A 25,407-nucleotide genomic window follows, 5' to 3' on the forward strand; every position below is an offset into this window, starting at 1 on the left:
ACTGCTCTGAATGCCTGTTCTGGCCCTATCGCCGGCAAGCCAGCTCCCACACCACCGCCCCCATCGGCCGCAAGGCCTACGTTATCCCTGTGGGAGCTGGCTTGCCGGCGACAGGGTCGGAACAGGCCATAACAGTCGGCTCAGTGAGTCTGCCAGATACCGTTGCTACGCTCGCAATCGGTGCGGGCCTGGCCCAGGCTGGGGGTGTCGTAGTAGTAGGTGATCACTCGCGCATCCTTGGGCAACGCCGGTTTGTCACCGCCAGCCGCCTTGGGGTTGGCCAATGCCTCTTGGGTCAACGGTGCGATGCAGCTGCCAACGCTGCCATCCGCACAACGCGCGACCTTGTGCTTTTCACTGTTGAGCATGTCCTTGCTCTCGTTGCTGCATGACCAATTGATCGCTTCGGCGGGCAGGTTGCTGTAGCTGTAGCAGCTGTGCCGCTCCACCGGCGTGACTGCCTCGCTGGACGAGCGGGTGAGCACGTTGCAGGCTTCGGCCAGGGCCTGGCTGCTGACCAGGCTGGTCATCATCAGTATCAACATCGGCTTCAAGACAGCACCACGCATTTGTCACCTCCGGGGCCAGTGGCCCTTGCCAGCTCTAGGCCGGCTTGTCACGCCGGCGCATAGCCTTGGCGCGTTTCTCCAGGATCAGGTAGGTAAGCACCGCCAGCAATAGCGGCACCAGGTAGTACAGCGTGCGGTAGCCCAGCAGGGCCGCCACCAGCGTGCCTTGCGCAAGCTGCCCGTGCAGCAGGGCCAGAAACACCGTTTCCAGCACACCCAGCCCGGCCGGGATATGCGCGACCACACCGGCAACGCAACTGATCAGCAGGATGCCAAGTATCGACGGGTAGAAGGCTTCGCCAGGCAGCAGCCAGAAGATCAGCAGTGCCATCAGCGCCCAGTTGCTGGCACCCAGTACCACCTGGCACAGCGCAAGGCGCAGCGACGGCAGCGTTACCTCATGCTCGCGCCAGCGCCAGGTGCGCGTTTTGGCGAAACCACAGGCCAACAGGTAGCCTGCGGCAATCGCCAGCAATACCAGGCCGATCAGTTGCAGGCCGGTGGCGCCCACCGCCCAGTTGGCGGGCAGCTCGACCAGGCGCAAGGCGAACACCGTGCCAGCCAGCAGCATGTAGCCCATCCAGTTGGTCAGCAGGCCCAGGGTGAGGATGCGCGTGATGGTTGCAGTGTCCAGGCCCAGGCGGCTATACAGCCGGTAGCGCAAGGCGACGCCGCCCACCCAAGTGGTGAAATTGAGGTTGAACGCATAGCACACGAAGGCCACTGGCAGCACCTGGCGAGCCGGCAGTTGGTGGCCGGTGTAGGCCCGGGCCAGCAAGTCGTAACTGGCGAATGTCAAGTAGCTGCACGCTGCCAGCACCAGGCCGATGGCCAGGGTACCGGGCTTGTAGGCCAGCAACGACTGGCGCACTTCGTTCCAGTCCAGGTTGCGCGCCAGCAGGTACAGCAGCGCAGGGATCAGAATCAGGAATGCCAGTGTGAACAGCCGTTTGCCCCAGGTTTGCCAGTGTTTTCGCGCCATCAGGTCTTGCCCTCGTGGTAGTCACCCTGTGCCTCGGCCTCCGGCTGCACCGAGCGCAAGTGCTGGCGGTGCGCCGGAAACCAACCAGCAATCCGCGGGAAATGGCGAATAACGTGGAAGCACAGGAAAATCAGCGGCGCCCGCCACCAGTAACCGCGCACCATGCGTTCCAGGGTGACCGGCTTGCATTGTTCGCTGGCCAGCGTTTGCAGGTGCTGGTTGAGCTGCTGGTTGAAGTCGCGGTCGCGGATGAACAGGTTGGCCTCCAGGTTGAACGACAGGCTCAACGGGTCCAGGTTGCTGGAGCCGACCGTGGCCCACTCATCGTCCACCAGCGCCACCTTGCCGTGCAGTGGCCGCTGGCAGTACTCGTGAATGGCCACACCGTCGCGCAGCAGGTAGTTGTACAGCAGCCGCGACAGCGCCCGTACCCAGCGCATGTCTGGCTGGCCCTGCAGGATCAGCCGTACCTCCACGCCGCGCCGGGACGCATTGCGCAATTCACGCATCAGCCGGTAGCCCGGGAAGAAATACGCATTGGCCACCACGATGCGCCGTCGGGCACTGCGAAACGCCTGCAGGTAGTGGGCTTCGATATCGGTGCTGCGTACCTTGTTGTCGCGCTCGACCAGCACAGCGGTGCAGGTACCGGCAGGCTCGGTCAATGGCCTTACCGCGCTGGGCGGCTGCAGCACCGGTGACATCAGGCGCTTGCTGGAGGCATGAACCTGTGCCACCACCGGGCCGACGACCTCCACGGCATAGTCCTGCTTGGCCATGGGGCCAAAGTCGCCCAGATGGTCGGCGCTGTAGTTGATGCCGCCAATGAAGGCCCGCTCGCCATCGATCACCACGATCTTGCGGTGCAGGCGCCGGAACAGGTTGGTGCGCATGCCTACCAGCCGCGGCTGCGGGTCGAAGGCATGGAAACTGACGCCGGCATCGGTCATGGCCGCAATGAATGTTTCAGGCAGGTCGGCCGTGCCGTAGCCATCCACGGCCACTTCGACGCGTACGCCGCGGCGGGCGGCATCAATCAGTACCTGCTGCAATTGCTGGCCAACCTTGTCGTCGAAGATGATGAAGGTCTCCAGCAGGATTTCTTCCCGCGCCTGGGCCATGGCCTCGAACACGCGGGGGTAGTATTGCTCGCCATTGATCAGCAACTGCACGCTGTTGCCGTCTACCCAGGGTCGGTTCACAGTTTGATCTCCGAAGCCAGAGGGGCGTGGTCGGAAAGATGCGACCACGGGTATTTCGACAGCACCTGAGCCGTACCGGGCATGGCGTTGCGCAGGTAGATGCGGTCCAGGCGCAACAGCGGCAGACGCGCCGGGAAACTACGCGCCGGGGTGCCGAAATGCTCGCCGAACGCTTCCACCAGGTGTTCGCACAGCACCGCATCGGCCTTCAGCCGCCAATCGTTGAAATCGCCGGCAACGATCACCGGTGCCTTGGGCGGCAGGCTGTCGAGCAGGTCCAGCAGCAGCTTCACCTGGCGTTGCCGGTGGGCCTCGCGCAAACCCAGGTGCACGCACACCGCATGCACCTGGTCATGGCCAGGCACTTCCAGCTGGCAGTGCAACAGGCCGCGCTGCTCGTTGCCCTGCACCGAGACGTCCAGGTTGTCGAAGCGGCTGATGGGGAATTTCGACAGCAGCGCGTTACCGTGGTCACCATGGGGGTATACGGCATTGCGACCGTAGGCGAACTGCGGCCACATGCTGTCGGCCAGGAACTCGTACTGTGGCGTATCCGGCCAGGCCGGATGGCGCAGGGCATGTTGCTGGTGGCTGCCGTGCACTTCCTGCAGGAATACCAGGTCGGCGCCGGTGGCCCGCACGGCTTCGCGCAACTCGGGCAGGATGAAGCGCCGGTTGAAGAAGGTGAAGCCCTTGTGCACGTTCAGCGTCAATACATTCAGCCGACGCACGGCAGTGACCTTGTCGATGATGCAGTGCGGGGCAGGCAAGGTCCTGTTCACAGGGTCACCTCCGGCACCACGCCAGGCTCGGTCATCAGCTCATGGTCCAGCGAGAGCTTCTGCAACAGGCGTCGGGCATCATAAGGCGCGTGGACCTTCTGGTCGTTGTCGAAGTAGCAGTAGACGTCACGGGCGGCGCGCCGCGGTGGCGGCCCTGGCACTACCAGCTGGGCATCGTCGGCCTGGCGGCCCTGGCTCCAGTGCTGGATGCGCTGCTTCCAGCGCCGCAGCGCCTGGGCGGTGTAGCCGCTGCTGTACAGTTCGACATCGCCATGCAACCGCATGTACACGAAGTCGGCGGTAACGTCCTCGACATAGGGCCATTTCCCGGCGCTGTCGGCCACTACCAGCGCCACACGGTGCTTGCGCAGCAGCTTGATGAAGGCTTCGCACAGAAAGCTTTCATTGCGGATTTCCACGGCGTGACGCAGCCGTGCATTGCCCTTGATGTCAGTACCACCGTTGCCCCTCAGGCGCTGCGCACACCCTAGTGCGCATTCGCGCGCTGCCTTGCGGTTGTGCGGTAGCAATTCGAGAAAACTTGTGAAGCGGGCCTCGTCGAACTTCATGTTCGGTGGAAACTGCCACAGGAATGGCCCCAGCTTCTTGCCGAGCAGCAACGGCCCGGATGCGAAAAAATTGGCCATGGCTTCTTCGATGTCCTTCAGCCGGCGTACATGGGTGATGTAGCGCGGGGCTTTCACCGCGAACACGAACCCGGGCGGCGTTTCGTCATGCCAGCCCTGGTAACGTTCGGGTGTTTGCAGGCTATAGAACGAGCCGTTTATTTCAATGCTGTTGACCGCTCGCGAAGCGAACGCCAGTTCTTCGTCCTGCGGCAGGCCCTTCGGGTAGAAATCCTTGCGCCACGGGCCGTAGCGCCAGCCGGAGATGCCGATGCGGATATCGCTCACGCTGCCTTCCTCATTGCCGGGTCCTTGTTCGGTCACTCTGAAAGTGCGACCGGTCAACAGCGGCCAGGGTTCAGCACGGTTGACCAACGGAAAAGGCTGATGCCGCGCGGAACTTTGCGGCCTGCGACGTTTCCACCGAATACCCGCTACGAGGAAGGGAGCCAGGATGAAATTCGACCGTTTCGCCCAATGGCTGGCCAATTGGGCTGGCCGCCCGCTGACCTTCGGCATCGCCTGCCTGCTTATCCTGATCTGGGCAGTGACCGGGCCGTTGTTCGGCTTCAACGACACTTGGCAACTGGTGATCAACACATCGACCACCATCATCACCTTCCTCATGGTGTTCCTGATCCAGAACACCCAGAACCGCGACAACGACGAACTGCACATCAAGATCGATGAGCTGTTGCGCACCACCCAACAGGCGCACAAGGCGCTGCTGGACCTTGAAGACATGGATCCGGCCGAGCTGCATGCCCTGCGCAAGCAGTACCGGCAGATGGCCGGGCAGGGTGACGATGCGCAGGAAACCAAGGAATGACCTGCCAACCCTGGAGGCAAGCATGGCCAGACATATCGTCCACTTTACCGGGCCCATCAATTCATCCACCTGCGGCAACCTGATCAACACCTGTTCGCGAGCCTTGCAGCAAGGCGCCGATGTACTGCAACTGAACATCGCCACCATGGGCGGCGAGTGCAGCTACGGGTTTACCTTGTACAACTATCTGCGGGCGTTACCGGTCGAGGTTCACACCCACAACCTGGGCACGGTGGAATCCATGGGCAACATCCTGTTCCTGGCCGGGGAACGGCGTACGGCATGCAGTTACAGCAAGTTCCTGTTCCACCCGTTCCACTGGACCTTGCATGGCTCGGTCGACCACTCACGCATGGCCGAATATGCGATGAGCCTGGACTATGACCTGCGGCTTTACGCACAGATCGTCGCCGAGCGGACCGAAGGGGCGGACGAGGTGCTGGATGTGCCGCGGTATCTGATGGCCTACCCGCGGATATTGGGGCCACGGGAGGCATTGGCGAACGGGATGATCCATGCCGTAGACGAAATGCCGATCGAGGTGGAGGCATGTCAGTGGAGCGTGCATGCCTAGCGATTCCTGTGCCTGCCTCTTCGCGGGTGAACCCGCTCCCACAGAACGACACATGACTCATCGGTCTAGTGAGGTTCAGTACGAGCAGCCTTGTGCTGCGAAGAGGCCAGTACTGACAAGCCTGCACGACAGCCCAGACCAAAAGTGCTGGACAATCTCCTCAGCCACTCAACCGAACCTGTGGGAGCGGGTTCACCCGCGAAAGGGCCGGTACAAGTGGAGAAGGTCTACCTCACTGACGCTGCCGTAGCCCGGTCACAGGCCAGCAACGAACGAATCAGCAGCTTGATCTCGTCCTTGAGCATGGGCACCTGATCCGGGTGGGCGAACCGCCAATCGGCAATTTCATGCAACGCCTTGGGATGCGGAGCATCGGCGAATTCCGCCTCGAACACATAATGCATGCGCTCTGCCGCTTCATGGCGCATCAACAGGGTCAGCGATTCTGCCTGCAACCCGGTTTCTTCAAGCAATTCACGCTCCGCTGCCTGTACCGGCGTCTCGCCGGGCTCTATCTTGCCGCCGGGCAGGGTCCAGGCGGCATTGGGCTTTCTCACCCACAACCATTTATTGGGTTGTTTGCCATGCCGGCAGATGATGGTTGCGCGATGCTTGACTGGTTTCATTCAGGCTCCTGGGCGAATCCTTGATTTCATGTAGATTCGGCCCCCGGCCGCAATGAACGTTGCGTTCATAGCGACCAACGGTCAGTAAGGCACCGAGCCGCTCAGGGCCTCGATGGCCTCCACCAGTTCGTCATAGCCCACCGGCTTGTTCAGGTGCCGGTCGAAGCCTGACTGGCGCGACTTGTGCTGGTCGGCGCTGGCACCATAGCCGGTCAGGGCGATGGCCGGGGTATGGCGCAGGTGCGGGTAGCCGCGCAGGGCCTTGATCAACGCATGGCCGTCCATTATCGGCATGCCGATATCCGAGAGGATGATGTCGTATTCCGCCCCCGCAGCGGCATCCAGGGCCTCACGTGGCTTGCTGAAGGCATTGACGCTGGCACTCTCCATTTCCAGCAGCTCCTGCATTACCGCCAACACCTCCACAGAGTCATCCACCAGCAACACGCGAATTCCATCCAGGCGGCCCACGCTCAGCGGCTCCGAGCCCTGTGCACGCTGCGGGCACTGCGTATCGCAAAGGGGCAGGGTGACCGTAAAGGTGCAGCCCAGGCCAAGCCCCGGTGACGCCGCGCGGACTTTACCACCATGGGCCTCGACCAGTTGCCGTACCAGCGACAGGCCGATGCCCAGGCCTTCCCGGCTGTGGCTTGCCTGCTGCGGCGCAGCCTGTCTGAACAGGTCGAAGATATGCTCGAGGCTGTCGTGGCTCAGGCCCACGCCATGGTCGATCACTTGCAGGCGTGCGCTATCCTCGTCGTGGCTCAGCACCAGGCGTATCTCGTTGCCCGCCGGGCTGAACTTCAGCGCGTTGTTCAGCAGGTTCCAGATGATCTGCTCCAGGCGGGTAACATCACCCTCGATCATCATCGGCAGGTTGTCGGCGGGCAGCTCCAGGCGAACCGGGCAGGGGTGTTGCTCGCTTGTTACCACGTCATGGATGCCCTGCAGGAGGGCGAGCAGGTCCACCGGCTCGGTCTTGAGTTTGAGCTTGCCAGTGCGAATGCGCGCCACATCCAGCAGGTCGTCGATGATCCGCGCCTGGCTGGTTACCGCATCACAGATGGTACCAACGGCCTTGCTCGCTGCACTGATGTTCCTCAGCGACGGCAGGCGGCGCAGGATCTCGGCATTGAGCTGGATCAGGTTGAGCGGGTGCTTGAGTTCATGGGACATGACGGCGAAGAACTCGTCCTTCATGTGGCTGGTGCTCTGCGTCTCGGCCAACTGCTTGCTCAGGCGCTCTTCGCCCAGGCGCACGCGCTCTTCGGCGGCATGGCTGCTGCTGATGTCGATGAAAGTAAGCACCGTGCCGTCGATTTTCTGCTCGCTGGAGCGGTAGGGCAGCAGGCGCGCCAGGTACCAGTGATCACCCTGGCCACCGATTTCACGCTCGATGATGGCCTCGCCCTGGGCCACCGCGCGGGCATCGTCGGCCAGTGCCGGGTAATCCAGGCGGTGGGTGATGTCGAGCAGGGAGCGGCCGGTATCGACTGGCAGGATATTGAACAGGTCGGCGGCGCGCGGCGTGAACCAGCGAATATGCAGGTTGCGGTCGACGAACACCGTCGCTATCTCGGTGCAGGCGATCAGGTTGCTGAGGTAGTCGTTGACCTTGTCGGTTTCCTCGACCTTGTTCTTCAGCTCGTAGTTGACCGTGAGCAGTTCCTCGTTGATCGACTGCAGCTCTTCCTTGCTGGTTTCCAGTTCTTCGCTGGCCGAACGCAACTCTTCGTTGATGGCCTGCATCTCTTCGTTGGAAGCCGTCAGCTCCTCGCTGGAGACCTCGGACTGCTCGATGGTTTCCTGCAGCTGCAGGCGAGTGCGCTGCAGTTCACGTTCGAGGTTGTGCAGGACCATGCTGTCAGTCTGCCGGATGACGCCGGGCAACGGCAGGGACGGGTCGGGCGCGCGCTCCTCGAACACCACCAGCAGGCAATCGCTGGCACCGAGTTCGTCCTTGTACGGCTGCACGGTGATCTCCACCTGCAGTTTGCCCATGGTTTCCGCCAGGTCGACAGGGCGCGAGGTCACCGCCTCGGTCCCCTGACGCGCCTGGAACAAGGTGCTGCGCAGGGCCAGGCGCAGGGGCGGCAGCACCAGGTTCAGCAGGCTGCGGCTCGGTTCGCCACCGGCCAGTTGCAGGAAACGCCCCACGCCTTCGCTCATGTGCAGGATATTGCCGTCGATATCGACGATCAGGCTGGGCGGCATGCAGCGCGCCAGGGCGCGGTAGTGCAGGTCGGCGAAGGATGGCTTGCGCCCCGGCTTGGCCTTGGCCAGCACATCCTGGGGCATGCTTGCGGCCGAAGTACCGGGCAGCTGTCGGCCGGAACGGTGGCCGGTATTACTGGCATCGAGTGCGCGGAAAATGCGGTTGCGCTTGTCCACCGGGGCGAACAGTTCATTGGCCACATCGGCCGACTCGGACGAACCGAGGAACAGGTAGCCACCCGGGCGCAGGGCGAAGTGGAACATCTGCAGGATGTCACGCTGCACCTCGCGGTCCAGGTAGATCAGCAGATTGCGGCAGACAATAAGGTCGATCTGCGAGAACGGTGGGTCCGACAGCAGGTTATGCCGGGCGAACAGCACCTTTTCGCGAACCTCCTTGCGCACCCGGTAATGCTGCTCTTCCTTGATGAAGAACTGGCGCAGCCGGCTGGGCGGCACGTCGGTGACGATCGCTTCGGGGTAGGAGCCGCTGCGGGCGATGCCGATCGCGCGTTCGTCCAGGTCGGTGGCGAACACCTGAACCTTGCCCGGGCGCTGCTCAAGTGCCAGCTGCTCGCAAACCAAAATGGCCAGGCTATAAGCCTCTTCGCCGGTGGAGCAGCCGGCCGACCACACGCGGATCTCGTCCGCGCCCTCGGCTGGGTCGCGTTCGCAGGCCAGCTGCGGCAGCACATGGCGCTCCAGGGCTTCGAAGGCTTCGCGGTCGCGGAAGAAATTGGTCACGCCAATCAGCATGTCGGCCAGCAACGCCCTGGATTCCGCAGGGTGCTGTTCCAGGTAATGCAGGTAGGCCGCCAGGTCTGCCTGGCCGGTCACATGCAGGCGGCGCTCGATGCGCCGTAGCACCGTGGCGCGCTTGTAGTGCTGGAAGTCGTGGCCGGTATTGCTGCGCAATTGCAGCAGGATCTCTTCGAGCATCGGCTCGCTGGCCTGGGCATCGCCGGCACGGGTGCCCAAGGCCGGAGGCAGGGTATCGTCTTCGATTTCCGGGAGCCTGACCTGGCGGGCATTGCGCCACAGCTCCAGCAGCTTCTGCGGCATTTCTGCCGCCGGCAGCACCAGGTCGACCATGCCAGTCTCGATGGCGGCGCGGGGCATGCTGTCGTACTGGGCGTCGTCCGGGTTTTGCGCCAAGGTCACGCCGCCTTGCTCCTTGATCCGTGAAAGGCCCACGGCGCCGTCGGCACCGGTACCGGACAACACCACGCAGAAGGCGTGGTCCTTGTGCACGTCAGCCAGGTCGCGGAAGAACAGGTCGATGGCCACGTGGTCGCCACGGCGCCGGTTGGCCGGGGTCACGCGCAGGTAGCCATCGTTGGTGGACAGGCGATTGGCCGGTGAAATCACGTAGATGTGGTTGCGCTCGATGGGCACCGGCTCGGTCACCTGGCGCACCGGCATTTGCGTGGTCTCCTGGATGATGCGGTCGGCGACGCTCTGGTGGTCGGGTGACAGGTGCAGGACCACGACGAAGGCCATGCCGCAATCGCTGGGCATTTGCCGGAACAGCGTACAGATCGCTTCCAGGCCGCCTGCCGATGCACCTATGCCCACCACCGGGAAATCCAGGTGGCTGGGGCTGAGCGCCGGGTTCTGGGGCGAGGCAGGTTGCTTGGGGGACGACTTCATGGACGGAGCCTTGTGCAGACCGGAACGTTCCGCCCGTATCAGCATCATCGGGCGTGTGTGTGGCGGGATTATAGGCCGTCGCCATGTTGTTGAGACCTCCGCAGGCACAGTAAAGTGCGACCCGCCTGCTTCCGTCACGCAAACCTTTTGCTGACCCATGTTTGGTGCCACTGGTCAGTTGCTGGCAAAACCATTGAGCAGACTGTGTGATCGGCGGCTCGGAACCAAGGCATGGCAGACATCCATGCGACCCATCCATCGCAAGGAGAAATCACATGGCGCAGGATCAAGAGCGCACCAGCCAGCGCGGCGGCACCAAGGAAACCAACCCAGGCAATTTCGCCAACGACCGGGAACGGGCCTCCCGTGCGGGGCACAAAGGCGGCCAGGCATCTGGCGGCAACTTCGCCAACGACCGCCAGCGGGCATCGGAGGCCGGGCGCAAGGGCGGCCAGAACAGCCACGGCGGGGGTCGCCAGCAGTAAGTTGAAGGGGTGCTGGACACCCGGTATCCGCAGGTACCGGGTGCCGGCCAGGCCCTGCGTAACGAGGCTGCAGTAGCCTCTGGTACCTTTTGTTCGACAATTTTTTGAATCTTCTGGCCGTGCCCCGATCAATCAGGGTGTCATCCATGGAGAAGAGGAGGCCCCTGCGATGCCTAGCCCACAGCTGTACATCATCGATTACCAACTGCATGGCCAGCCGCGCAGTTTCATCATCCGTCTGGAGACGCTGGACAATGCCGAGGCCTGGCATTGGGCAAGTTGCGATGCGGGCATCGGCATCATTCCCAAGTTCGGCCGGGAGAAGATCAGGAAAGTCAGCAGGCCGATGGCCGAGCGCTACGGGATCACCGCGGTGAGCTGGCGGGTATCCGGCGGCAAGCCGAACCAGTCGGTGGGGGGGCCAGCGGCGACAATGTAATTCCTCGACTGCAAAATCCGTGCGGAAACAAATGTCCTGCTCAAATTCTAAAAGTTGGCACGTTCCTCTGTAGGATCGCGCAAACCGTCTGCATGATGGTCAGGCACCGGACTCGGGGTCGCTGGCCGGTACGCCCGGGCGGTTCTCTTCGTCATCTGTCACATTGGGGTCGGCATCCGGGTCATCTGCCCGGTCATTGCGCCGGTCCGGCTCGAGCTCTGGCCAGTCATCCTGCGCGCTGCCGCCACCCATTCCAAGCAAGTCATTCATCTCGCAACCCTCGCTCTCGATGAAAAAAAGGCCCGCTATCAGGCGGGCCCAATACAGGAGTGAGAGGCGAAGCCATTGACCACCCCTCATTGAATGAGAGCGGCCATAGCCAGGGGAGGTCGGTTGGATATCCACCGCCCCTGACCAACGGCACTGTCAGGGCTGTTTCAGCACCAGGGTGAGAATGTCATAGCTGGCGACCAGCTCACCCAGCTGGTTGGTCACCTCCACATCCCAAGCCACCACGCCCTGGGGTTGGCCCAGCGGGCTGGTCTTGCCCTGGTCGATCTTGCGCTTGCAGGTCAGCCGTGCCTGGATGGTGTCGCCGATGCCCACCGGGTTGATGAAGCGCAGGGTATCCAGCCCATAGTTGGCCAGTACCGGGCCTGCACCCGGGGAGACGAACAGCCCGGCCGCTGCCGACAACACGAAATAGCCGTGGGCGATGCGCTTGCCGAACTGCGATTGCTTGGCGGCGATCTCGTCGAAGTGCATGTAGAAATGGTCACCCGACAGGCAACCGAAGTTGACCAGGTCGGCTTCGGTCACGGTGCGCCGGTGGGTGAGCAGCGACTCACCGATGCGCAACTGATCGAAATAGCGGCGGAACGGGTGCACATCGGTTTCGATCACTTCGCCACCGCGCACGTATTCGCCGGTTACCGCCGAGAGCATGCTTGGCGAACCCTGGACTGCGGCACGCTGCAGGTAATGCTTGACGGCACGCAGGCCACCCAGCTCCTCACCACCACCAGCGCGGCCCGGGCCGCCGTGCTTGAGCTGTGGCAATGGCGAGCCATGCCCCGTGGATTCCTTGGCCGCCTCGCTGTCGAGCACCAGCAGACGGCCATGCCAGGCGGCAGCCACCGGAATGGCCTTGGCTGCCACGCTGCGGTCGGCGGTGACCAGGGTTGCCACCAGGCTGCCTTTGCCCCGCGCGGCCAGCGCCAGGGCTTCATCGAGGTCGTCATAGGCCATCAACGTGCTGACCGGGCCGAACGCTTCGATATCGTGGGCACCGCCTTCGGCATGCGGGTCGCGGGCCTGCAGCAGGGTCGGGGCAAAGAAAGCCCCCTCGGCCACACCTTCGCCACGCGGTGCAAAACCATCGCTGGCACCGAACAGCTGATCGCAGCTCTGCAACAGGCTGTGCACCCGCTCGGCCACATCGTGCTGCTGGTCGTGGGAGGCCAGGGCGCCCATGCGCACACCATCCAGCGACGGGTCACCGACCACCACCTTGGCCAGCCGTTCCCGCAGGCGGGTGGCAACGGCGTCGATGTGCCTGGCCGGTACGATGGCGCGGCGGATGGCGGTGCATTTCTGGCCGGCCTTGGTGGTCATTTCGCGGACCACCTCCTTGATGTACAGGTCGAACTCTTCGCTGTCCGGGGTCACATCCGGGCCGAGGATGGCGCAGTTCAGCGAATCGGCCTCGGCGGTGAATGGCACCGAGTTGCGCACCAGGTTCGGCGTGACGCGCAACTTGGCGGCGGTGTCGGCGGAACCGGTGAAGGTCACCACGTCCTGGCCTTGCAGGCGGTCGAGCAGGTCGCCGGTGCTGCCGATCACCAGTTGCAGGCTGCCTTCGGGCAACAGACCGGATGCATTCATCAGGCGCACCACGGCCTCGGTCAGGTAGCTGGTCGAGGTCGCCGGCTTGACGATGCACGGCATGCCGGCCAGGAAGGTCGGGGCGAACTTCTCCAGCATGCCCCAGATGGGGAAGTTGAAGGCGTTGATGTGCACCGCCACGCCGGCGCGCGGCACCAGGATGTGGCTGCCGGCGAAATGGCCTTGCTTGCCCAGTGGAATGGCCGGGCCTTCATGCACCAGGTTGCCCGACGGCAACTCGCGGCTGCCAATGCCCGCATAGGAGAACAGCGTGGCGTTACCGCCTTCGATGTCGATCCAGCTGTCGGCACGGGTGGCGCCGCTGTGGTGGGACAGGGCGTAAAGCTGCTCCTTGCGCTCGGCCAGGTACAGGGCCAGCGCCTTCAGGCGGGCAGCGCGTTGCTGGAAGTCCATGGCCATCAGCGCAGCCAGGCCACGGGCGCGGGCAAAGTCCATGGCTTCGGCGAAATCCGGGCGCTCTTCGTGGCTGTAGGCCAGAACGTGGCCATCCAGGGCGCTACGCAGGGCCTGGGCGCCGTGCTGGCCAAGCCAGCGGCCAGCGATGAAGCTTTGCAGGGTAGGGGCGGCAGACATGCTGTTCTCCAAAGTAGAGGGGCGCTGTTACCACAGCGCCACGGTGTAGCCGATGATCAGGCGGTTTTCGTCCACGGCGTTGGTCAGGCCATTGCCGGAACGGAAGGTGACGTTGCGCCAGCGCAGGCTGACGTCCTTGAACGGGCCGCTCTGGATGACATAGGTGATGTCGGTGTCGCGTTCGCGCTCACGGCCATTGCTGACGGTGGCGGTTTCGGCGTGGCGGCCATCGGTGTAGCGGGTCATGAAGCTCAGGCCAGGGATACCCATGGCGACGAAGTCGTAGTCGTAGCGCACCTGCCACGAGTCCAGCCCGGCGCGGGTGAAGGTGTTGTAGGTGACCAGGTTGACGGTGAACGGGTCGCCGCCGTTCACGAACGGGAAGGCACTGTCGCCGGACATCTGCTGCCAGGCGGCGGTGAACTTGTGGGCCCGTACGCCAAGGGTGAACATGGCGTTGAAGTTGCGGTTGTCGATGTTGCCGGCACGCTCGGCGCCGTCGTTGCGGCTGTCGAAGTAGCGCAGGTCGGTGCGCAGGCTCAGGCCTTCGCCCAGCGGGCGGGTATCGATCAGGCCGACGAACTGCTGGCGGTAGATGTCCTCGAGCTTGGCGTAGTAGTAGCTGACGCTGGTTTGCGGGGTGATGGCGTAGCTGCCGCCGCCGAAGTCCAGGTGGTCGCTGCTGGCGGCGCCGTAGCCGATGTCGTCGCGGCCAGAGGAATCACGCAGGTTGGCCTTGGTCAGGCGGCCGGCGTTGAACGTCAGGCCGGCCAGATCCTGGCTGGTGAGCAGGCCACCCTGGAAGGTAGATGCCAGCAGGCGCGTGTCGTTGTACACCACCACCGGCAGGATCGGTTGCAAGGTACCCAGGCGCAGGGTGCTCTTGGACACCCGCACCTTGCCGGTCAGGCCCAGTTCGCTGTAGTCATCGACCGGCTCATGGCTGTTCGGGCCGAAAGGCAGCAGGCCGGTATTGCGGCGGTCGCGGCTGGAGTCGAGCTTGATGCCCAGTTGCCCCATGGCGTCGACACCAAAGCCGACCGGGCCTTCGGTAAAGCCCGACTCCAGCTTGGCGGTAAAGCCCTGGCCCCATTCCTCGGCCTTGGCCTGCGGTGCGTTGTTCTGGCGGAAGTCGCGGTTGAGGTAGTGATTGCGCAGTTCCAACCGGGCGTGGCTGTCGCCGATGAAGTCCGCCATGGCCGGCAACGGCATGGCGAATGTGGCCAGCCAGGCGGCCGAAATGAAGTGCGTGCGGTTCATTGTTGTTGTTTTACCCGACATGGTTGTTCTTCCCTGAAAGTCAGTGCTTGCTGGCGCCGGCAGCGCCGATTCCGGTCATCGAGCGGATGAACTGGGCCAGGTAGCGGCCACGTTCCTGGCTGGCCCGTTCGGAGCTGTCAGTGACCGAGAACACCCAGGCGCCGAGGAAGGCCAGGCTCATGGAGAACAGCGCCGGGTTGCTGTAGGGGAACAGCGCCTTTTCGTGATGCAGCACGTTGACCCATACCGCCGGGCCCAGCACCACCAGCAGCACCGCCGAAACCAGGCCGGCCATGCTGCCGCACACCGCGCCGCGGGTGGTCAGGCCTTTCCAGAACATCGAAAGCAGCAGCACCGGGAAGTTGACCGAGGCGGCCACCGCCAGCACCAGGCCGGAAAGGAAGGCGATGTTCTGCGACTCGAACATCAGGCCGAGAATGACCGCCAGCAGGCCGATCAGCAGGGTGGCGATACGCGAGACGCGCATTTCCTCCTGCTCGCTGGCCTTGCCCTGGCGCACCACGCAGGCATACAGGTCGTGGGAAACGGCCGATGCACCGGACAGCGCCAGGCCGGCGACCACCGCCAGGATGGTGGCGAAAGCCACAGCGGAGATGAAGCCGAGGAACAGGTTGCCACCCACGGCCTGGGCCAGGTGCACGGCGACCATGTTGCCGCCGCCGATGATCGCGCCGGTGGCGTCACGGTAGGACGGCTCGGTACCGACCATGACGATGGCACCAAAGCCGATGACGATCAGCAGCAGGTAGAAGTAGCCGATGAACCCGGTGGCATAGAACACGCTCTTGCGCGCTTCCTTGGCATCGCTGACGGTGAAGAAGCGCATCAGGATATGCGGCAGGCCAGCGGTACCGAACATCATGCCCAGGCCCAGGGAAATGGCATCCACCGGGTTGGACAGCAAGCCACCCGGGGCCATGATCGCCTGGCCCTTGGCATGCACGGCCACGGCGCTGGCGAACATCGCCTCGGTGCTGAAACCGAAATGCCTGAGCACCATGAAGGCCATGAAGCTGGTGCCTGACAGCAGCATCACCGCCTTGATGATCTGCACCCAGGTGGTGGCGAGCATGCCGCCGAAGGTGACGTAGGCGACCTTCAGCACGCCGACCAGCATCACCGCGTACAGGTAGCTGATGCCGAACAGCAGCTCGATCAGCTTGCCGGCACCGACCATCTGCGCCACCAGGTACATCAGCGCCACCACCAGGGTGCCGAAGGCCGAGGTCAGGCGCACCGGGGTTTGCGCCAGGCGGTAGCTGACCACGTCGGCGAAGGTGTACTTGCCCAGGTTGCGCAAGCGTTCGGCGATCAGGAACAGGATGATCGGCCAGCCGGCCAGTACGCCCAGGGCATACAGCAGGCCGTCGTAGCCGTTCATGAACATCATGGCCGAAATGCCCAGGAACGACGCGGCGCTGATCATGTCGCCGGCGATCGCCAGGCCGTTCTGCATGCCGGTCAGGCCCCCGCCGGCGGTATAGAAGTCGCTGGCCGAGCGGGTGCGCATGGCAGCCCAGCGGGTGACCAGCAGGGTGAAGCAGACGAACACCATGAACATCGAGATGGCAGTCCAGTTCATTGCGCGCACTCCTGCTTGACCTTGTCGTTGAGCGGGTCGAGCACATTGTTGGCGCGGTGCACGTAGATACCGGTCAGGGCGAAGGACAGCAGCACCATCAGTACACCCACCAGCATGCCGACGGTGGTGACGCCACCGCTGAGGGACTGGCCGAGGGTGCTGGGGGAGAACGCCACCAGCAGGACGAAGCCGTAGTAGATCACCAGCATGGCCAGGGTCAGGCTGCCGTTGAGGCGGCGTTTGCGTTGCACCAGGTGCTGGAAGTCGGGGTGGTTGACGATGCTTTCGATGCGTTCGGGTGTCATGGGTTGCGATCTCTGGGTGTTGTAATTGTTTTGTTGAGGTCACGCGGGTGTTGCATTGCAATGCTGTTGGTGCGGCCTTTGTAGGAGCGGCCTTGTGTCGCGAAAGGGCTGCGCAGCAGCCCCGGCAATCCATGATCAGGGCCAGGATCCTGGGGCCGCGTTGCGGCCCTTTCGCGACACAAGGCCGCTCCTACAGAGACCGCGTCAGTCCGAGAGGGGCTTGGGCCTACAGCTGGTCGAAATCGAGCACCACCTTGTCGCTCACCGGGTAGGTCTGGCACGACAGCACGTACCCGGCCGCCACTTCGTAGTCCTCCAGGGCATGGTTGCTGTCCATCTCCACTTCGCCCTCGATCACCCGGCACTTGCAGGTCGAGCACACGCCGGCCTTGCACGAGTACGGCAGCTCGGCGCCGATGGCATTGCCGGCGTCCAGCACGCTCTGGGTGTTGCGTGGCAGGTCGAAGGTGAGGGCGCGGCCGTCGCTGATCACGGTGATGTGGCTGAGCGCCGAGTCCACCTGGCGCGCCGCTTCACGAGCCTCACGACGGGCTTCGCTGCCGGCTGCGGCGAACAGCTCGAAATGGATGCGTTCCTTGGCCAGGCCATTGGCCCGCAGGCTGTCGCGCACCGTCTCGGTCATCGCCTGCGGGCCGCAGATGAATGCGGCATCCAGGTTGGCAACGTCCATCCAGCGCGAGAACAGCTGGCCGCACTTGTCGGCATCGATGCGACCGTTGTACAGGTCGACATCCTGCTGCTCGCGGCTGAACACGAAAATCAGGTTCAGGCGGTCGAGGTAACGGTTCTTCAGGTCCTCCAGCTTGTCGCGGAACAGTGCGCCGGAGCTTGAGCGGTTGCCGTACAGCAGGGTGAAGCGGCTGTGTGGCTCGCTGGCCAGGGTAGTGGCGATGATCGACAGGATCGGTGTGATGCCGCTGCCGGCAGCCACGCCCAGGTAATTGCCCTGGCGGGCCGGCTCCAGTGGCACGAAGAAGCTGCCAGATGGCGGCATCACTTCCAGTTGCTGGCCGGCCTTGAGCACATCATTGGCAAATGCCGAGAAGCGCCCGCCAGGCACGCGCTTTACCGCCACACGCAGTTCGCCGTCCTGCACGGCACTGCAGATGGAGTAGGAACGACGGACTTCTTCGTTGTCCAGCTGGGTACGCATGACCAGGTACTGGCCCTGGGTGAAGCGGAACTGCGCCTGCAGGTGCTCGGGCACGTCGAAGGCAATCGACACCGCATCGCGGGTCTCGTTGCGCACTTGCTTGATGGTCAGGCTGTGAAACTGGCTCATGGCGTTCTCCACGGCTCAAATGCATTTGAAATAGTCGAACGGCTCCAGGCACTCGCGGCAGCGGTAAAGTGCCTTGCAAGCCGTGGAGCCGAACTGGCTGAGCAATTCGGTATGGGCACTGCCGCACTGCGGGCAACACACCTGCGGCGCCTCGCCGAGCAGGCTGCGTTTGCTGGCGCTGCCCTGTGGCGGGGCGATGCCGTAGGCGCGCAGGCGCTCGCGGCCCAGCTCGCTGATCCAGTCGGTGCTCCAGGCCGGGGTCAGCCGACGGTCGAGAGCCGGCGCGGGGAAACCTGCCTGCTCCAGCGCCTGGCGGATATCCCGTTCGATCACCTCGGTGGCCGGGCAGCCGGAGTAGGTCGGCGTGACGACCAGGTGCAGGTGCCCGGCGCGCCAGTCGAGGTCGCGCACGATCCCAAGGTCGACCACGCTGACCACCGGCACTTCCGGGTCCATGACCTGGGCCAGTACCGCCCAGGCCCGTGCCAGGTCGTCGCTTTGTTGCGCGCGGGCACCACGGTCGCCGGCAATCAGCTCACCAGTTTGCATCGGGGTACGCCCTTGGCAGGAACTGCATCTCGGCCAGCAGCAGGCCCAGGTGCTCGGTGTGCAGGCCTTTGCGACCGTCCAGGTAAAAGTGGCTGGCGGCCTTGGGCAGTGGCAGCTCGGCCGAAGTGAAGGTTTCGCCAACCTGCTTGAGCCAGGCCGCGCCGACGGCAGCGGGGTCGGCGGCAACGCCCGCTTGCGCCAGGCACACTTCGTTGTCGCTACCAGTGGCCAGTTCGACGGTGAAGCGCCACAGTGCCGGGATGGCCGCGAGCATGCGTTGGCGGCTTTCTTCGGTGCCACCGCCCAGGCGCTGCACCCACTCGCTGGAACGGCGCAGATGGTAGGTGACTTCCTTCAGGGCCTTGGCGGCGATACCGGCGATACGTTCGTCGTTCGAGTCGGCCAGGCCCTGAAGCACGGCGAAATGCCAGGCGTCATACAAGAACTGCTTGGTCATGGTCACGGCGAAATCGCCGTTGGGATGCTCGACCAGCAACAGGTTGCGATAGGCCCGCTCGTCACGGCGGAAGGCCAGGGCATCGGCGTCACGGCCATCATCGAGCAACTCGGCGGCGTAATCCAGCCAGTTGCGCGCCTGGCCGACCAGGTCGAGGCCGACGTTCATCAGGGCCAGCTCTTCTTCGATGGCCGGGGCGCGGCCACACCATTCGCAGAGGCGCTGGCCCTGCACCAGGGCACTGTCGCCGAGCAGCAGCAAGTAGGGGACAAGGGCTTCGTTGTGCATGGCCAACCTCACATGTGCCCGACTTCGTCGGGCAGTTCGTAGAAGCTGGCATGGCGGTAGACCTTGTCGTCCGCCGGGGCGAACAATGGGTCTTTCTCGTCCGGGGAAGAGGCAGTGATCAGTGCCGAAGGCACCACCCACAGGCTCACGCCTTCGCTGCGGCGGGTGTACAGCTCGCGGGCGTTTTCGATGGCCATGGCGGCATCGGCGGCGTGCACGCTGCCGACATGCTTGTGGTTAAGGCCGTGCTTGCTGCGCACGAACACTTCGTAGAGGGTCCAGACAGACATTTTCGATCTCCGCATCAATCGCCGCTCAGGCGGCGTTCTTGTTCTGTTGCTTGCGCGCGTAGGCCACGGCGGCCTCGCGTACCCAGGCACCGTCCTCGATGGCCTTGCGCCGGGTGGCGACACGTTCCTGGTTGCACGGGCCATTGCCTTTGATCACCTCGTAGAACTCGTCCCACTGGATTTCGCCGAAGTCGTAATGGCCGCGCTCGGCGTTCCACTTCAGTTCAGGGTCGGGGGCGGTGCAGCCGAGCAGTTCGAGCTGCGGCACTGTCTGGTCTATGAAGCGCTGGCGCAGTTCATCGTTGGTCTGGCGCTTGATCTTCCAGGCCATGGACTGGGCGCTGTTGGGGGAGTGCTCGTCGCTGGGGCCGAACATCATCAGTGCCGGCCACCACAGGCGGTTGATCGCGTCCTGGACCATGTCCCGCTGGGCCTGGGTGCCGTGGCGCATCATGGTAAGGAGGATTTCGTAGCCCTGGCGCTGGTGGAAGCTCTCTTCCTTGCAGATGCGGATCATCGCGCGCGAATACGGGCCGTAGGAGGTGCGCTGCAGCACCACCTGGTTGACGATGGCGGCGCCATCGACCAGCCAGCCCACTGCGCCCATGTCGGCCCAGCTGAGAGTGGGGTAGTTGAAGATGCTCGAGTACTTGGCCTTGCCACTGTGCAGCTTGGCGATTTCTTCGTCACGGTCGGCGCCCAGGGTTTCCATGGCGCTGTACAGGTACAGACCGTGGCCGGCTTCGTCCTGGATCTTGGCCATCAGCTGCAGCTTGCGCTTGAGGCTGGGGGCCCGGGTGACCCAGTTGCCTTCGGGCAGCATGCCGACGATTTCCGAGTGGGCGTGCTGGGAGATCTGCCGGATGAGGGTCTGGCGATAGGCCTCGGGCATCCAGTTCTTGGCTTCGATCTTGATTTCGGCGTCGATCTTTTCCTGGAAGTTGCGCTCCTCGGGCGACATCTCTTCCAGCGACTTGACGCGCTTGACTCCGGTTTCCACTAGCTGTGCGTACATGTGTTCCGACTCCTGCTAAGGCATGAGTCATTTGTAAGCGATACAAAACATAACGTCAAACAGTTTAATGTGTATCGAATAAGATTTGTGTATCGCTTTGCGGGCCAAGGGGGCTGCTGTGCAGCCCTTTCGCGACACAAGGCCGCTCCTACAGAAGATTGCGTTACCCTGTAGGAGCGGCCTTGCGTCGCGAAAGGGGCGCAAAGCGCCCCCAGCAATCTCCCAGGCAAAAAAAGCCCCGGACGATGCCGGGGCCGAAAAGGCAGCCGAATGAATCAGCTGGCCAACCGTTTGTCGAACACGTGACAGGCCTTGCCCTCTGAACGCTTGAGGGTGCCGCAGGGCTGCAGGCATACCTGGGTGCTGATGCCGATATAGGTCTTGATCTGCTTGGTCAGCTCCCCGGTCAACAGCTTGCGCTGGCCTTCATCGAGTTGCTGGCACTCCGCACGCAGTTCCACATGCACCTCGACACTGTCCAGGTTGCCATTACGATACAGATGAATCTCATAAAGCTCTGAAAGCTGTTTTATTTTCAGCACCTGCTCCTCGATCTGGGTCGGGAACACGTTGACCCCGCGAATGATCAGCATGTCATCGCTGCGGCCGGTGATCTTGCCAATCCGCCGCATCGGCCTGGCGGTGCCGGGCAGCAGGCGAGTGAGGTCGCGGGTGCGGTAGCGCACCATGGGCAACGCTTCCTTGCTCAGCGAGGTGAACACCAGTTCGCCCAGCTGGCCGTCCGGCAGCACCGCGCCGGTGACCGGGTCGATGATCTCGGGGTAGAAATGGTCCTCCCAGATGGTCGGGCCATCCTTGGTTTCGATGCACTCCATCGCCACTCCTGGCCCCATGATTTCCGACAGGCCATAAATGTCGAGGGCATCGATGCCCAGCCTTTGCTCGATCGAGCGGCGCAGCTCATCGGTCCACGGCTCTGCACCGAATATGCCCAGGCGCAGCTTGAGGTCTTGCGGGTCGATGCCCTGGCGCTCGATCTCGTCGGCCAGGTTGAGCATGTAGGAAGGGGTGACCATGATGATGTCGGGCTGGAAGTCGCGAATCAGCTGCACCTGCTTTTCGGTCTGGCCACCGGACATGGGGATCACCGTGCAGCCCAGGCGCTCGGCACCGTAATGCGCGCCAAGCCCGCCAGTGAACAGGCCGTAGCCATAGGAGACATGCACCTTGTCCCCCTTGCGCCCGCCCGCGGCGCGGATCGAGCGGGCGACCACATTGGCCCAGGTGTCGATGTCGTTCTGGGTGTAGCCCACCACTGTCGGCTTGCCGGTGGTGCCACTGGAGGCGTGCAGGCGCACCACCTCTTGCTGGGGCACGGCGAACATGCCGTAGGGGTAGTTGTCGCGCAGGTCGTTCTTGCCGGTGAAGGGGAACTTCGCCAGGTCTTCCAGGCACTTGAGGTCGTCGGGGTGGGCGCCGTATTCGGCAAAACGCTGACGGTACAGCGGCACGTTGTCATAGGCGTGCTTCAGGCTCCAGCGCAGGCGCTCCAGCTGGTGCTGGCGCAAGGCGTCGACACTGGCGGTTTCCATCGGGTCCAGCAGAGCACGATCGGCATCATGGTACATGTTCATGGCTTCACTCGAATTGTTCTTGTACGCCGCGCGGCACCGGTTGCAGGCCGTGCGGTGAGTGTCATGGAAGCAGCATATACGGCTGCGTTCGGTTCGGTAACAAGGCGATGGTCCGAGCCGCTCAGAGGCGTTCGATGACCATCGCGATGCCCTGGCCAACGCCGATGCACATGGTGCACAAGGCGTAGCGTCCGGCGGTTTCTTCCAGCTCGTGCAATGCGGTGGTGACCAGGCGTGCACCACTCATGCCCAACGGGTGACCCAGGGCGATGGCACCACCATTGCGGTTGACCCGCTCGTCGTCGTCGGCCAGGCCGAGCTCGCGCAGCACCGCGAGGCCCTGGGCGGCAAAAGCCTCGTTGAGCTCGATGACGTCCATGTCGGCCAGCGACAACCCGGTAAGTTCCAGCACCTTGCGGGTAGCCGGCACCGGGCCGATGCCCATCAGCCGTGGTTCGACCCCTGCCACCGCCATGCCGACGATGCGGCCGCGGGCCTTCAGGCCATGGCGGCGCGCGGCAGCGCTGCTGGCGAGCAGCAGGGCGCATGCACCATCGTTGACCCCGGAGGCATTGCCGGCGGTGACGCTGCCGCCGTCGCGGAACGGGGTACCCAGCCTGGCCAGTTGCTCCAAGGTGGTATCGCTGCGGGGATGTTCGTCGTGCTCGACCACTTTGGCCGGGCCTTTGCGCTGCGGGATCTCGACCGGCACGATTTCCCGTGCCAGGCGCCCACGTACCTGGGCGGCGGCGGCCTTGTGCTGGCTGCGCAGGGCAAAGGCGTCCTGGTCGGCGCGGGAAATACCGAACCGCTCGGCAACGTTCTCGGCCGTTTCCGGCATCGAATCGGTACCGAAGGCTGCCTTCATCAGCGGGTTGACGAAGCGCCAGCCGATGGTGGTGTCGAACAGCTCGGCCGCACGGCCGAACGCCTGCTCCGACTTGCCCATGACGAACGGTGCGCGTGACATCGACTCCACGCCGCCGGCCAGCATCAGCCCGGCTTCGCCGCAGCGCAGGGCGCGGGCTGCATTGCCAATGGCGTCCAGGCCGGAGCCACACAGGCGGTTGATGGTGGTGCCGGGCACTTCGATCGGCAGCCCGGCCAGCAGGCTGGCCATGTGCGCGATGTTGCGGTTGTCCTCGCCAGCCTGGTTGGCGCAGCCGAGGATGACGTCGTCGATGGCTTTCCAGTCCAGCTCGGGGTGGCGCTGGATCAGGGCCTTGAGCGGGATGGCGGCCAGGTCATCGGCGCGCACGCCGCTCAAGGCCCCGGCATAACGGCCGATGGGGGTGCGCACGGCGTCGATGATTAAGGCATCGGCCAGGGTGTGTTCAGTCATCTTGCGTCTCCTGCGCCAGCACGGTGCCGCGCACTTTGTAGGACTTGCCATGGAACATCGCCACCAGCTCACAGCGCTGGTTCTCGATGCGGACATCGTAAAGGCCGGTACGGCCCTTGCGGCTGACCTCGCTGGCGCGGGCGGTAAGTACATCATCGCGCAGCGCCGGAGCCAGGTAGTCAATGCTGCAGCCCAGGGCGACAGTGGCCTGGTCGTAACTGTTGCAGGCGAAGGCAAATGCCGAGTCGGCCAGGGCGAACAGGAAACCGCCATGGCAGGTGCCATGACCCTGGATCATGTCGGCGCGTACCAGCATGCGCAGGCACGCCTGGCCCGGGCCGGCTTCCAGCAGGCGGATGCCCAGGCCCTGGGTGGCCTGGTCGCGGGCGTACATGGCCTCGGCACAGGCTTGTGCCAGTTCGACTTCAGTCATGCAGGGTGCCTCCTTTGGCTTCGCAGCGGCGTAACAGCAGGGAAGGGCGGTAGCGGCTCTCGCCGTAGCTGCGCTGCAGGTTGTCGAGCACGCGCAGGGTGTGGGGGATGCCGATGTTCGCGGCCCAGGCCAGCGGGCCGCAGGGGTAGTTGACGCCGGCACGCATGGCCAGGTCGATGTCAGCGGCGCTGCCGACACCTTGCAGCACAGCATCGGCGGCCTCGTTGGCGAGCATCGCCACGGTACGCAGCACCACCAGGCCGGGCAGGTCGGCGACCGCCGTTACCTTCAGGCCGGCACGCCGCAGCAAGGCCACCGCGTGATCCCGAGCGTTGTCGCTGGTGTCGGCCGACCAGCTGATGGCGAGGCGGGTGGCGGTGGTGTAGTCCAGCGCGAGGTCCAGCAGCACCAGGTTGCGCAGGCCGTCGTCCCGGGCCCGCTGGCTGGCCAGGCGGCCATCAGACAGCGCCAGGGTGGCATCGCCCACGTGGAGCAAACCGCCGCCGGCGCGCTGGGTCACGGCGATGCCGCTTTGGCGCAGGCGCTCGATCAGCGGCTGCATCACCCCCAGGTCGCCTTCGACGACGCAGGCGTCGACGATGGCGGGGCTGTGCAGTTCGGCTGGCTGCGGGCGTTCGGCGCCTTCGGCATAGCTATAGAAGCCTTGGCCGGTCTTGCGCCCGAGGCGGCCCGCGTCCACCAGTTCCTTCTGCACCAGCGAAGGCTGGAAGCGGAAGTCGCCGTAAAATGCATCGAAGACCGAACAGGTGACGGCGTAATTGACATCGTGGCCAATCAGGTCGGTGAGTTCGAACGCGCCCATGCGGAAACCACCGGCATCACGCAGCAGCGCATCGAGGCTGGCGCAATCGGCTGCGCCTTCCTGCAGCAGGCGCAGGCTCTCGGCGTAGAACGGCCGCGCCACACGGTTGACGATGAAGCCCGGCGTGGAGCGTGTGTGCACCGGCTGCTTGCCCCAGGCCTGGGCGGTGGCATGAATGCACGTGGCAACGGCCGGGGCGGAGGCCAGGCCCGAGACCACTTCGACCAGGGCCATCAGCGGTGCCGGGTTGAAGAAATGCATGCCAACCACCTGTTGCGGGCGCTGCAGCCCGGCGGCGAGGCTGGTGATGGACAGCGACGAGGTGTTGCTGGCGAGGATGCAGTCGGTGGCGCACAAGGCTTCCAGCTGGTTGAACAGCGCTTGCTTGACCTGCAGGTTCTCGACGATGGCCTCGATCACCAGGCGAGCATCGGCCAGGGCTTCGAGGTGGTCCACCGGGCACAGCCGGGCGCTGATGGCTTCCCGTTCGGCAGCCGGCAACTTGCCTTTTTCCACCAGGCGGGCAAGTTGCCGCTCTATGCCGGCCACCGCCTGGGCTGCAGCGCCAGGGCGGTTGTCGTAGAGCTTTACCGGGTGGCCGGCCTGAGCCGCAACCTGAGCGATGCCTGCGCCCATGGCGCCCGCACCGATCACCGCCACCTGAGCGTTGCTTGCGAGTGCGCTCATG

25 protein-coding genes are annotated in these 25,407 nt (G+C 64.1%); 4 read left to right on the plus strand and 21 right to left on the minus strand.

The annotated features are described in order from the left end of the window. Positions 1 to 140 precede the first annotated feature (140 nt). Genes V3314_RS16090 through V3314_RS16110 form a run of 5 tightly spaced genes read right to left on the minus strand, consistent with a single transcriptional unit; the run spans position 141 to position 4,449 of the window. Entirely contained in the window at positions 141 to 569 is a 429-nt protein-coding gene (locus V3314_RS16090; RefSeq protein ID WP_338459270.1) for a hypothetical protein, read from the minus strand. Between the two features lie 34 nt (positions 570 to 603). Continuing rightward, a complete protein-coding gene (locus V3314_RS16095) occupies positions 604 to 1,551 on the minus strand; it encodes a lysylphosphatidylglycerol synthase domain-containing protein (protein ID WP_046614167.1) in 948 nt (315 codons plus the stop codon). After that, positions 1,551 to 2,753 carry a cardiolipin synthase ClsB gene (gene clsB / locus V3314_RS16100; RefSeq protein WP_046614166.1) on the minus strand — a complete coding sequence of 401 codons (1,203 nt, stop codon included), beginning with the start codon at positions 2,751 to 2,753 and terminating at the stop codon, positions 1,551 to 1,553. The genes V3314_RS16095 and clsB overlap by 1 nt, the downstream gene beginning before the upstream one ends. Next, positions 2,750 to 3,535 carry an endonuclease/exonuclease/phosphatase family protein gene (locus tag V3314_RS16105; RefSeq protein WP_046614165.1) on the minus strand — a complete coding sequence of 262 codons (786 nt, stop codon included), beginning with the start codon at positions 3,533 to 3,535 and terminating at the stop codon, positions 2,750 to 2,752. Before V3314_RS16105 ends, clsB begins: the two co-directional genes overlap by 4 nt. Then, positions 3,532 to 4,449 (minus strand): DUF72 domain-containing protein, encoded by a 918-nt coding sequence (locus V3314_RS16110; RefSeq protein ID WP_046614384.1) that lies wholly within the window; start codon positions 4,447 to 4,449, stop codon positions 3,532 to 3,534. Before V3314_RS16110 ends, V3314_RS16105 begins: the two co-directional genes overlap by 4 nt. A gap of 166 nt (positions 4,450 to 4,615) precedes the next feature. Here V3314_RS16110 and V3314_RS16115 point away from each other — a divergent pair, with 166 nt between their 5' ends. After that, positions 4,616 to 4,990 (plus strand): low affinity iron permease family protein, encoded by a 375-nt coding sequence (locus tag V3314_RS16115; protein ID WP_338459272.1) that lies wholly within the window; start codon positions 4,616 to 4,618, stop codon positions 4,988 to 4,990. A 22-nt stretch (positions 4,991 to 5,012) separates the two neighbouring features. Further along, a complete protein-coding gene (locus V3314_RS16120; protein WP_046614163.1) occupies positions 5,013 to 5,564 on the plus strand; it encodes an ATP-dependent Clp protease proteolytic subunit in 552 nt (183 codons plus the stop codon). Positions 5,565 to 5,791: 227 nt separating this feature from the next. Here V3314_RS16120 and V3314_RS16125 read toward each other — a convergent pair whose 3' ends face one another. Continuing rightward, positions 5,792 to 6,190: an NUDIX hydrolase gene (locus V3314_RS16125; RefSeq protein ID WP_338459273.1), complete on the minus strand. Its 399-nt coding sequence runs from the start codon at positions 6,188 to 6,190 to the stop codon at positions 5,792 to 5,794. Positions 6,191 to 6,271: 81 nt separating this feature from the next. Continuing rightward, positions 6,272 to 10,054, minus strand: coding sequence for a CheR family methyltransferase (locus V3314_RS16130; protein ID WP_338459275.1), 3,783 nt, complete (start codon positions 10,052 to 10,054; stop codon positions 6,272 to 6,274). A gap of 275 nt (positions 10,055 to 10,329) precedes the next feature. Between V3314_RS16130 and V3314_RS16135 the strand changes: the two genes are divergently transcribed. Together V3314_RS16135 and V3314_RS16140 are read left to right on the plus strand one after the other, a co-directional pair. Then, positions 10,330 to 10,539 carry a general stress protein gene (locus V3314_RS16135; protein ID WP_003259459.1) on the plus strand — a complete coding sequence of 70 codons (210 nt, stop codon included), beginning with the start codon at positions 10,330 to 10,332 and terminating at the stop codon, positions 10,537 to 10,539. 169 nt (positions 10,540 to 10,708) lie between these two features. Then, a complete protein-coding gene (locus tag V3314_RS16140; RefSeq protein ID WP_046614159.1) occupies positions 10,709 to 10,978 on the plus strand; it encodes a DUF6555 family protein in 270 nt (89 codons plus the stop codon). Between the two features lie 99 nt (positions 10,979 to 11,077). Here the strand turns inward: V3314_RS16140 and V3314_RS16145 are convergent, their stop codons facing one another. The 14 genes from V3314_RS16145 to paaH form a co-directional block, all read right to left on the minus strand. Beyond that, positions 11,078 to 11,248, minus strand: coding sequence for a hypothetical protein (locus V3314_RS16145; protein WP_162531743.1), 171 nt, complete (start codon positions 11,246 to 11,248; stop codon positions 11,078 to 11,080). Positions 11,249 to 11,404: 156 nt separating this feature from the next. Continuing rightward, a complete protein-coding gene (paaZ, locus tag V3314_RS16150) occupies positions 11,405 to 13,456 on the minus strand; it encodes a phenylacetic acid degradation bifunctional protein PaaZ (RefSeq protein WP_338459277.1) in 2,052 nt (683 codons plus the stop codon). A gap of 27 nt (positions 13,457 to 13,483) precedes the next feature. Then, on the minus strand, positions 13,484 to 14,716 hold the full coding sequence (locus V3314_RS16155; RefSeq protein ID WP_046614157.1) for an OprD family porin: 1,233 nt from the start codon (positions 14,714 to 14,716) through the stop codon (positions 13,484 to 13,486). Between the two features lie 40 nt (positions 14,717 to 14,756). Then, positions 14,757 to 16,319, minus strand: coding sequence for a cation acetate symporter (locus V3314_RS16160; protein WP_338459279.1), 1,563 nt, complete (start codon positions 16,317 to 16,319; stop codon positions 14,757 to 14,759). Further along, positions 16,316 to 16,624, minus strand: coding sequence for a DUF485 domain-containing protein (locus V3314_RS16165; RefSeq protein WP_046614155.1), 309 nt, complete (start codon positions 16,622 to 16,624; stop codon positions 16,316 to 16,318). Before V3314_RS16165 ends, V3314_RS16160 begins: the two co-directional genes overlap by 4 nt. A 226-nt stretch (positions 16,625 to 16,850) precedes the next feature. Beyond that, positions 16,851 to 17,927 carry a 1,2-phenylacetyl-CoA epoxidase subunit PaaE gene (gene paaE / locus V3314_RS16170; protein WP_046614154.1) on the minus strand — a complete coding sequence of 359 codons (1,077 nt, stop codon included), beginning with the start codon at positions 17,925 to 17,927 and terminating at the stop codon, positions 16,851 to 16,853. A 15-nt stretch (positions 17,928 to 17,942) separates the two neighbouring features. Next, on the minus strand, positions 17,943 to 18,476 hold the full coding sequence (gene paaD, locus V3314_RS16175) for a 1,2-phenylacetyl-CoA epoxidase subunit PaaD (RefSeq protein WP_046614153.1): 534 nt from the start codon (positions 18,474 to 18,476) through the stop codon (positions 17,943 to 17,945). After that, complete coding sequence (gene paaC, locus V3314_RS16180; protein WP_338459281.1) at positions 18,463 to 19,221, minus strand: 1,2-phenylacetyl-CoA epoxidase subunit PaaC; 759 nt, start codon at positions 19,219 to 19,221, stop codon at positions 18,463 to 18,465. The genes paaD and paaC overlap by 14 nt, the downstream gene beginning before the upstream one ends. Before the next feature lie 8 nt (positions 19,222 to 19,229). After that, a complete protein-coding gene (gene paaB, locus V3314_RS16185) occupies positions 19,230 to 19,511 on the minus strand; it encodes a 1,2-phenylacetyl-CoA epoxidase subunit PaaB (protein WP_013972614.1) in 282 nt (93 codons plus the stop codon). Between the two features lie 25 nt (positions 19,512 to 19,536). Then, complete coding sequence (gene paaA, locus V3314_RS16190) at positions 19,537 to 20,526, minus strand: 1,2-phenylacetyl-CoA epoxidase subunit PaaA (protein ID WP_015270325.1); 990 nt, start codon at positions 20,524 to 20,526, stop codon at positions 19,537 to 19,539. Between the two features lie 275 nt (positions 20,527 to 20,801). After that, positions 20,802 to 22,121, minus strand: a complete 1,320-nt coding sequence (paaK, locus tag V3314_RS16195) for a phenylacetate--CoA ligase PaaK (RefSeq protein ID WP_046614151.1) — start codon at positions 22,119 to 22,121, stop codon at positions 20,802 to 20,804. Between the two features lie 121 nt (positions 22,122 to 22,242). After that, entirely contained in the window at positions 22,243 to 23,463 is a 1,221-nt protein-coding gene (pcaF, locus tag V3314_RS16200) for a 3-oxoadipyl-CoA thiolase (RefSeq protein ID WP_046614150.1), read from the minus strand. Continuing rightward, entirely contained in the window at positions 23,456 to 23,896 is a 441-nt protein-coding gene (paaI, locus tag V3314_RS16205) for a hydroxyphenylacetyl-CoA thioesterase PaaI (protein WP_046614149.1), read from the minus strand. The genes pcaF and paaI overlap by 8 nt, the downstream gene beginning before the upstream one ends. Further along, positions 23,889 to 25,406: a 3-hydroxyacyl-CoA dehydrogenase PaaH gene (gene paaH / locus V3314_RS16210; protein ID WP_046614148.1), complete on the minus strand. Its 1,518-nt coding sequence runs from the start codon at positions 25,404 to 25,406 to the stop codon at positions 23,889 to 23,891. The genes paaI and paaH overlap by 8 nt, the downstream gene beginning before the upstream one ends. Position 25,407: the final 1 nt, after the last annotated feature.

It is taken from the genome of Pseudomonas sp. TE3-3-F2023 (assembly GCF_036784815.1).
GTDB lineage: Bacteria > Pseudomonadota > Gammaproteobacteria > Pseudomonadales > Pseudomonadaceae > Aquipseudomonas > Aquipseudomonas pudica.

Coding starts and splice junctions, on each gene's coding strand:
- V3314_RS16090 (WP_338459270.1), bottom strand. CDS start 569: ATGCGTGGTGCTGTCTTGAAGCCGATGTTGATACTGATGATGACCAGC.
- V3314_RS16095 (WP_046614167.1), bottom strand. CDS start 1,551: ATGGCGCGAAAACACTGGCAAACCTGGGGCAAACGGCTGTTCACACTG.
- V3314_RS16115 (WP_338459272.1), top strand. CDS start 4,616: ATGAAATTCGACCGTTTCGCCCAATGGCTGGCCAATTGGGCTGGCCGC.
- V3314_RS16120 (WP_046614163.1), top strand. CDS start 5,013: ATGGCCAGACATATCGTCCACTTTACCGGGCCCATCAATTCATCCACC.
- V3314_RS16125 (WP_338459273.1), bottom strand. CDS start 6,190: ATGAAACCAGTCAAGCATCGCGCAACCATCATCTGCCGGCATGGCAAA.
- V3314_RS16130 (WP_338459275.1), bottom strand. CDS start 10,054: ATGAAGTCGTCCCCCAAGCAACCTGCCTCGCCCCAGAACCCGGCGCTC.
- V3314_RS16135 (WP_003259459.1), top strand. CDS start 10,330: ATGGCGCAGGATCAAGAGCGCACCAGCCAGCGCGGCGGCACCAAGGAA.
- V3314_RS16140 (WP_046614159.1), top strand. CDS start 10,709: ATGCCTAGCCCACAGCTGTACATCATCGATTACCAACTGCATGGCCAG.
- V3314_RS16145 (WP_162531743.1), bottom strand. CDS start 11,248: ATGAATGACTTGCTTGGAATGGGTGGCGGCAGCGCGCAGGATGACTGG.
- paaZ (WP_338459277.1), bottom strand. CDS start 13,456: ATGTCTGCCGCCCCTACCCTGCAAAGCTTCATCGCTGGCCGCTGGCTT.
- V3314_RS16155 (WP_046614157.1), bottom strand. CDS start 14,716: ATGAACCGCACGCACTTCATTTCGGCCGCCTGGCTGGCCACATTCGCC.
- V3314_RS16160 (WP_338459279.1), bottom strand. CDS start 16,319: ATGAACTGGACTGCCATCTCGATGTTCATGGTGTTCGTCTGCTTCACC.
- V3314_RS16165 (WP_046614155.1), bottom strand. CDS start 16,624: ATGACACCCGAACGCATCGAAAGCATCGTCAACCACCCCGACTTCCAG.
- paaE (WP_046614154.1), bottom strand. CDS start 17,927: ATGAGCCAGTTTCACAGCCTGACCATCAAGCAAGTGCGCAACGAGACC.
- paaD (WP_046614153.1), bottom strand. CDS start 18,476: ATGCAAACTGGTGAGCTGATTGCCGGCGACCGTGGTGCCCGCGCGCAA.
- paaC (WP_338459281.1), bottom strand. CDS start 19,221: ATGCACAACGAAGCCCTTGTCCCCTACTTGCTGCTGCTCGGCGACAGT.
- paaB (WP_013972614.1), bottom strand. CDS start 19,511: ATGTCTGTCTGGACCCTCTACGAAGTGTTCGTGCGCAGCAAGCACGGC.
- paaA (WP_015270325.1), bottom strand. CDS start 20,526: ATGTACGCACAGCTAGTGGAAACCGGAGTCAAGCGCGTCAAGTCGCTG.
- paaK (WP_046614151.1), bottom strand. CDS start 22,121: ATGAACATGTACCATGATGCCGATCGTGCTCTGCTGGACCCGATGGAA.
- pcaF (WP_046614150.1), bottom strand. CDS start 23,463: ATGACTGAACACACCCTGGCCGATGCCTTAATCATCGACGCCGTGCGC.
- paaI (WP_046614149.1), bottom strand. CDS start 23,896: ATGACTGAAGTCGAACTGGCACAAGCCTGTGCCGAGGCCATGTACGCC.
- paaH (WP_046614148.1), bottom strand. CDS start 25,406: ATGAGCGCACTCGCAAGCAACGCTCAGGTGGCGGTGATCGGTGCGGGC.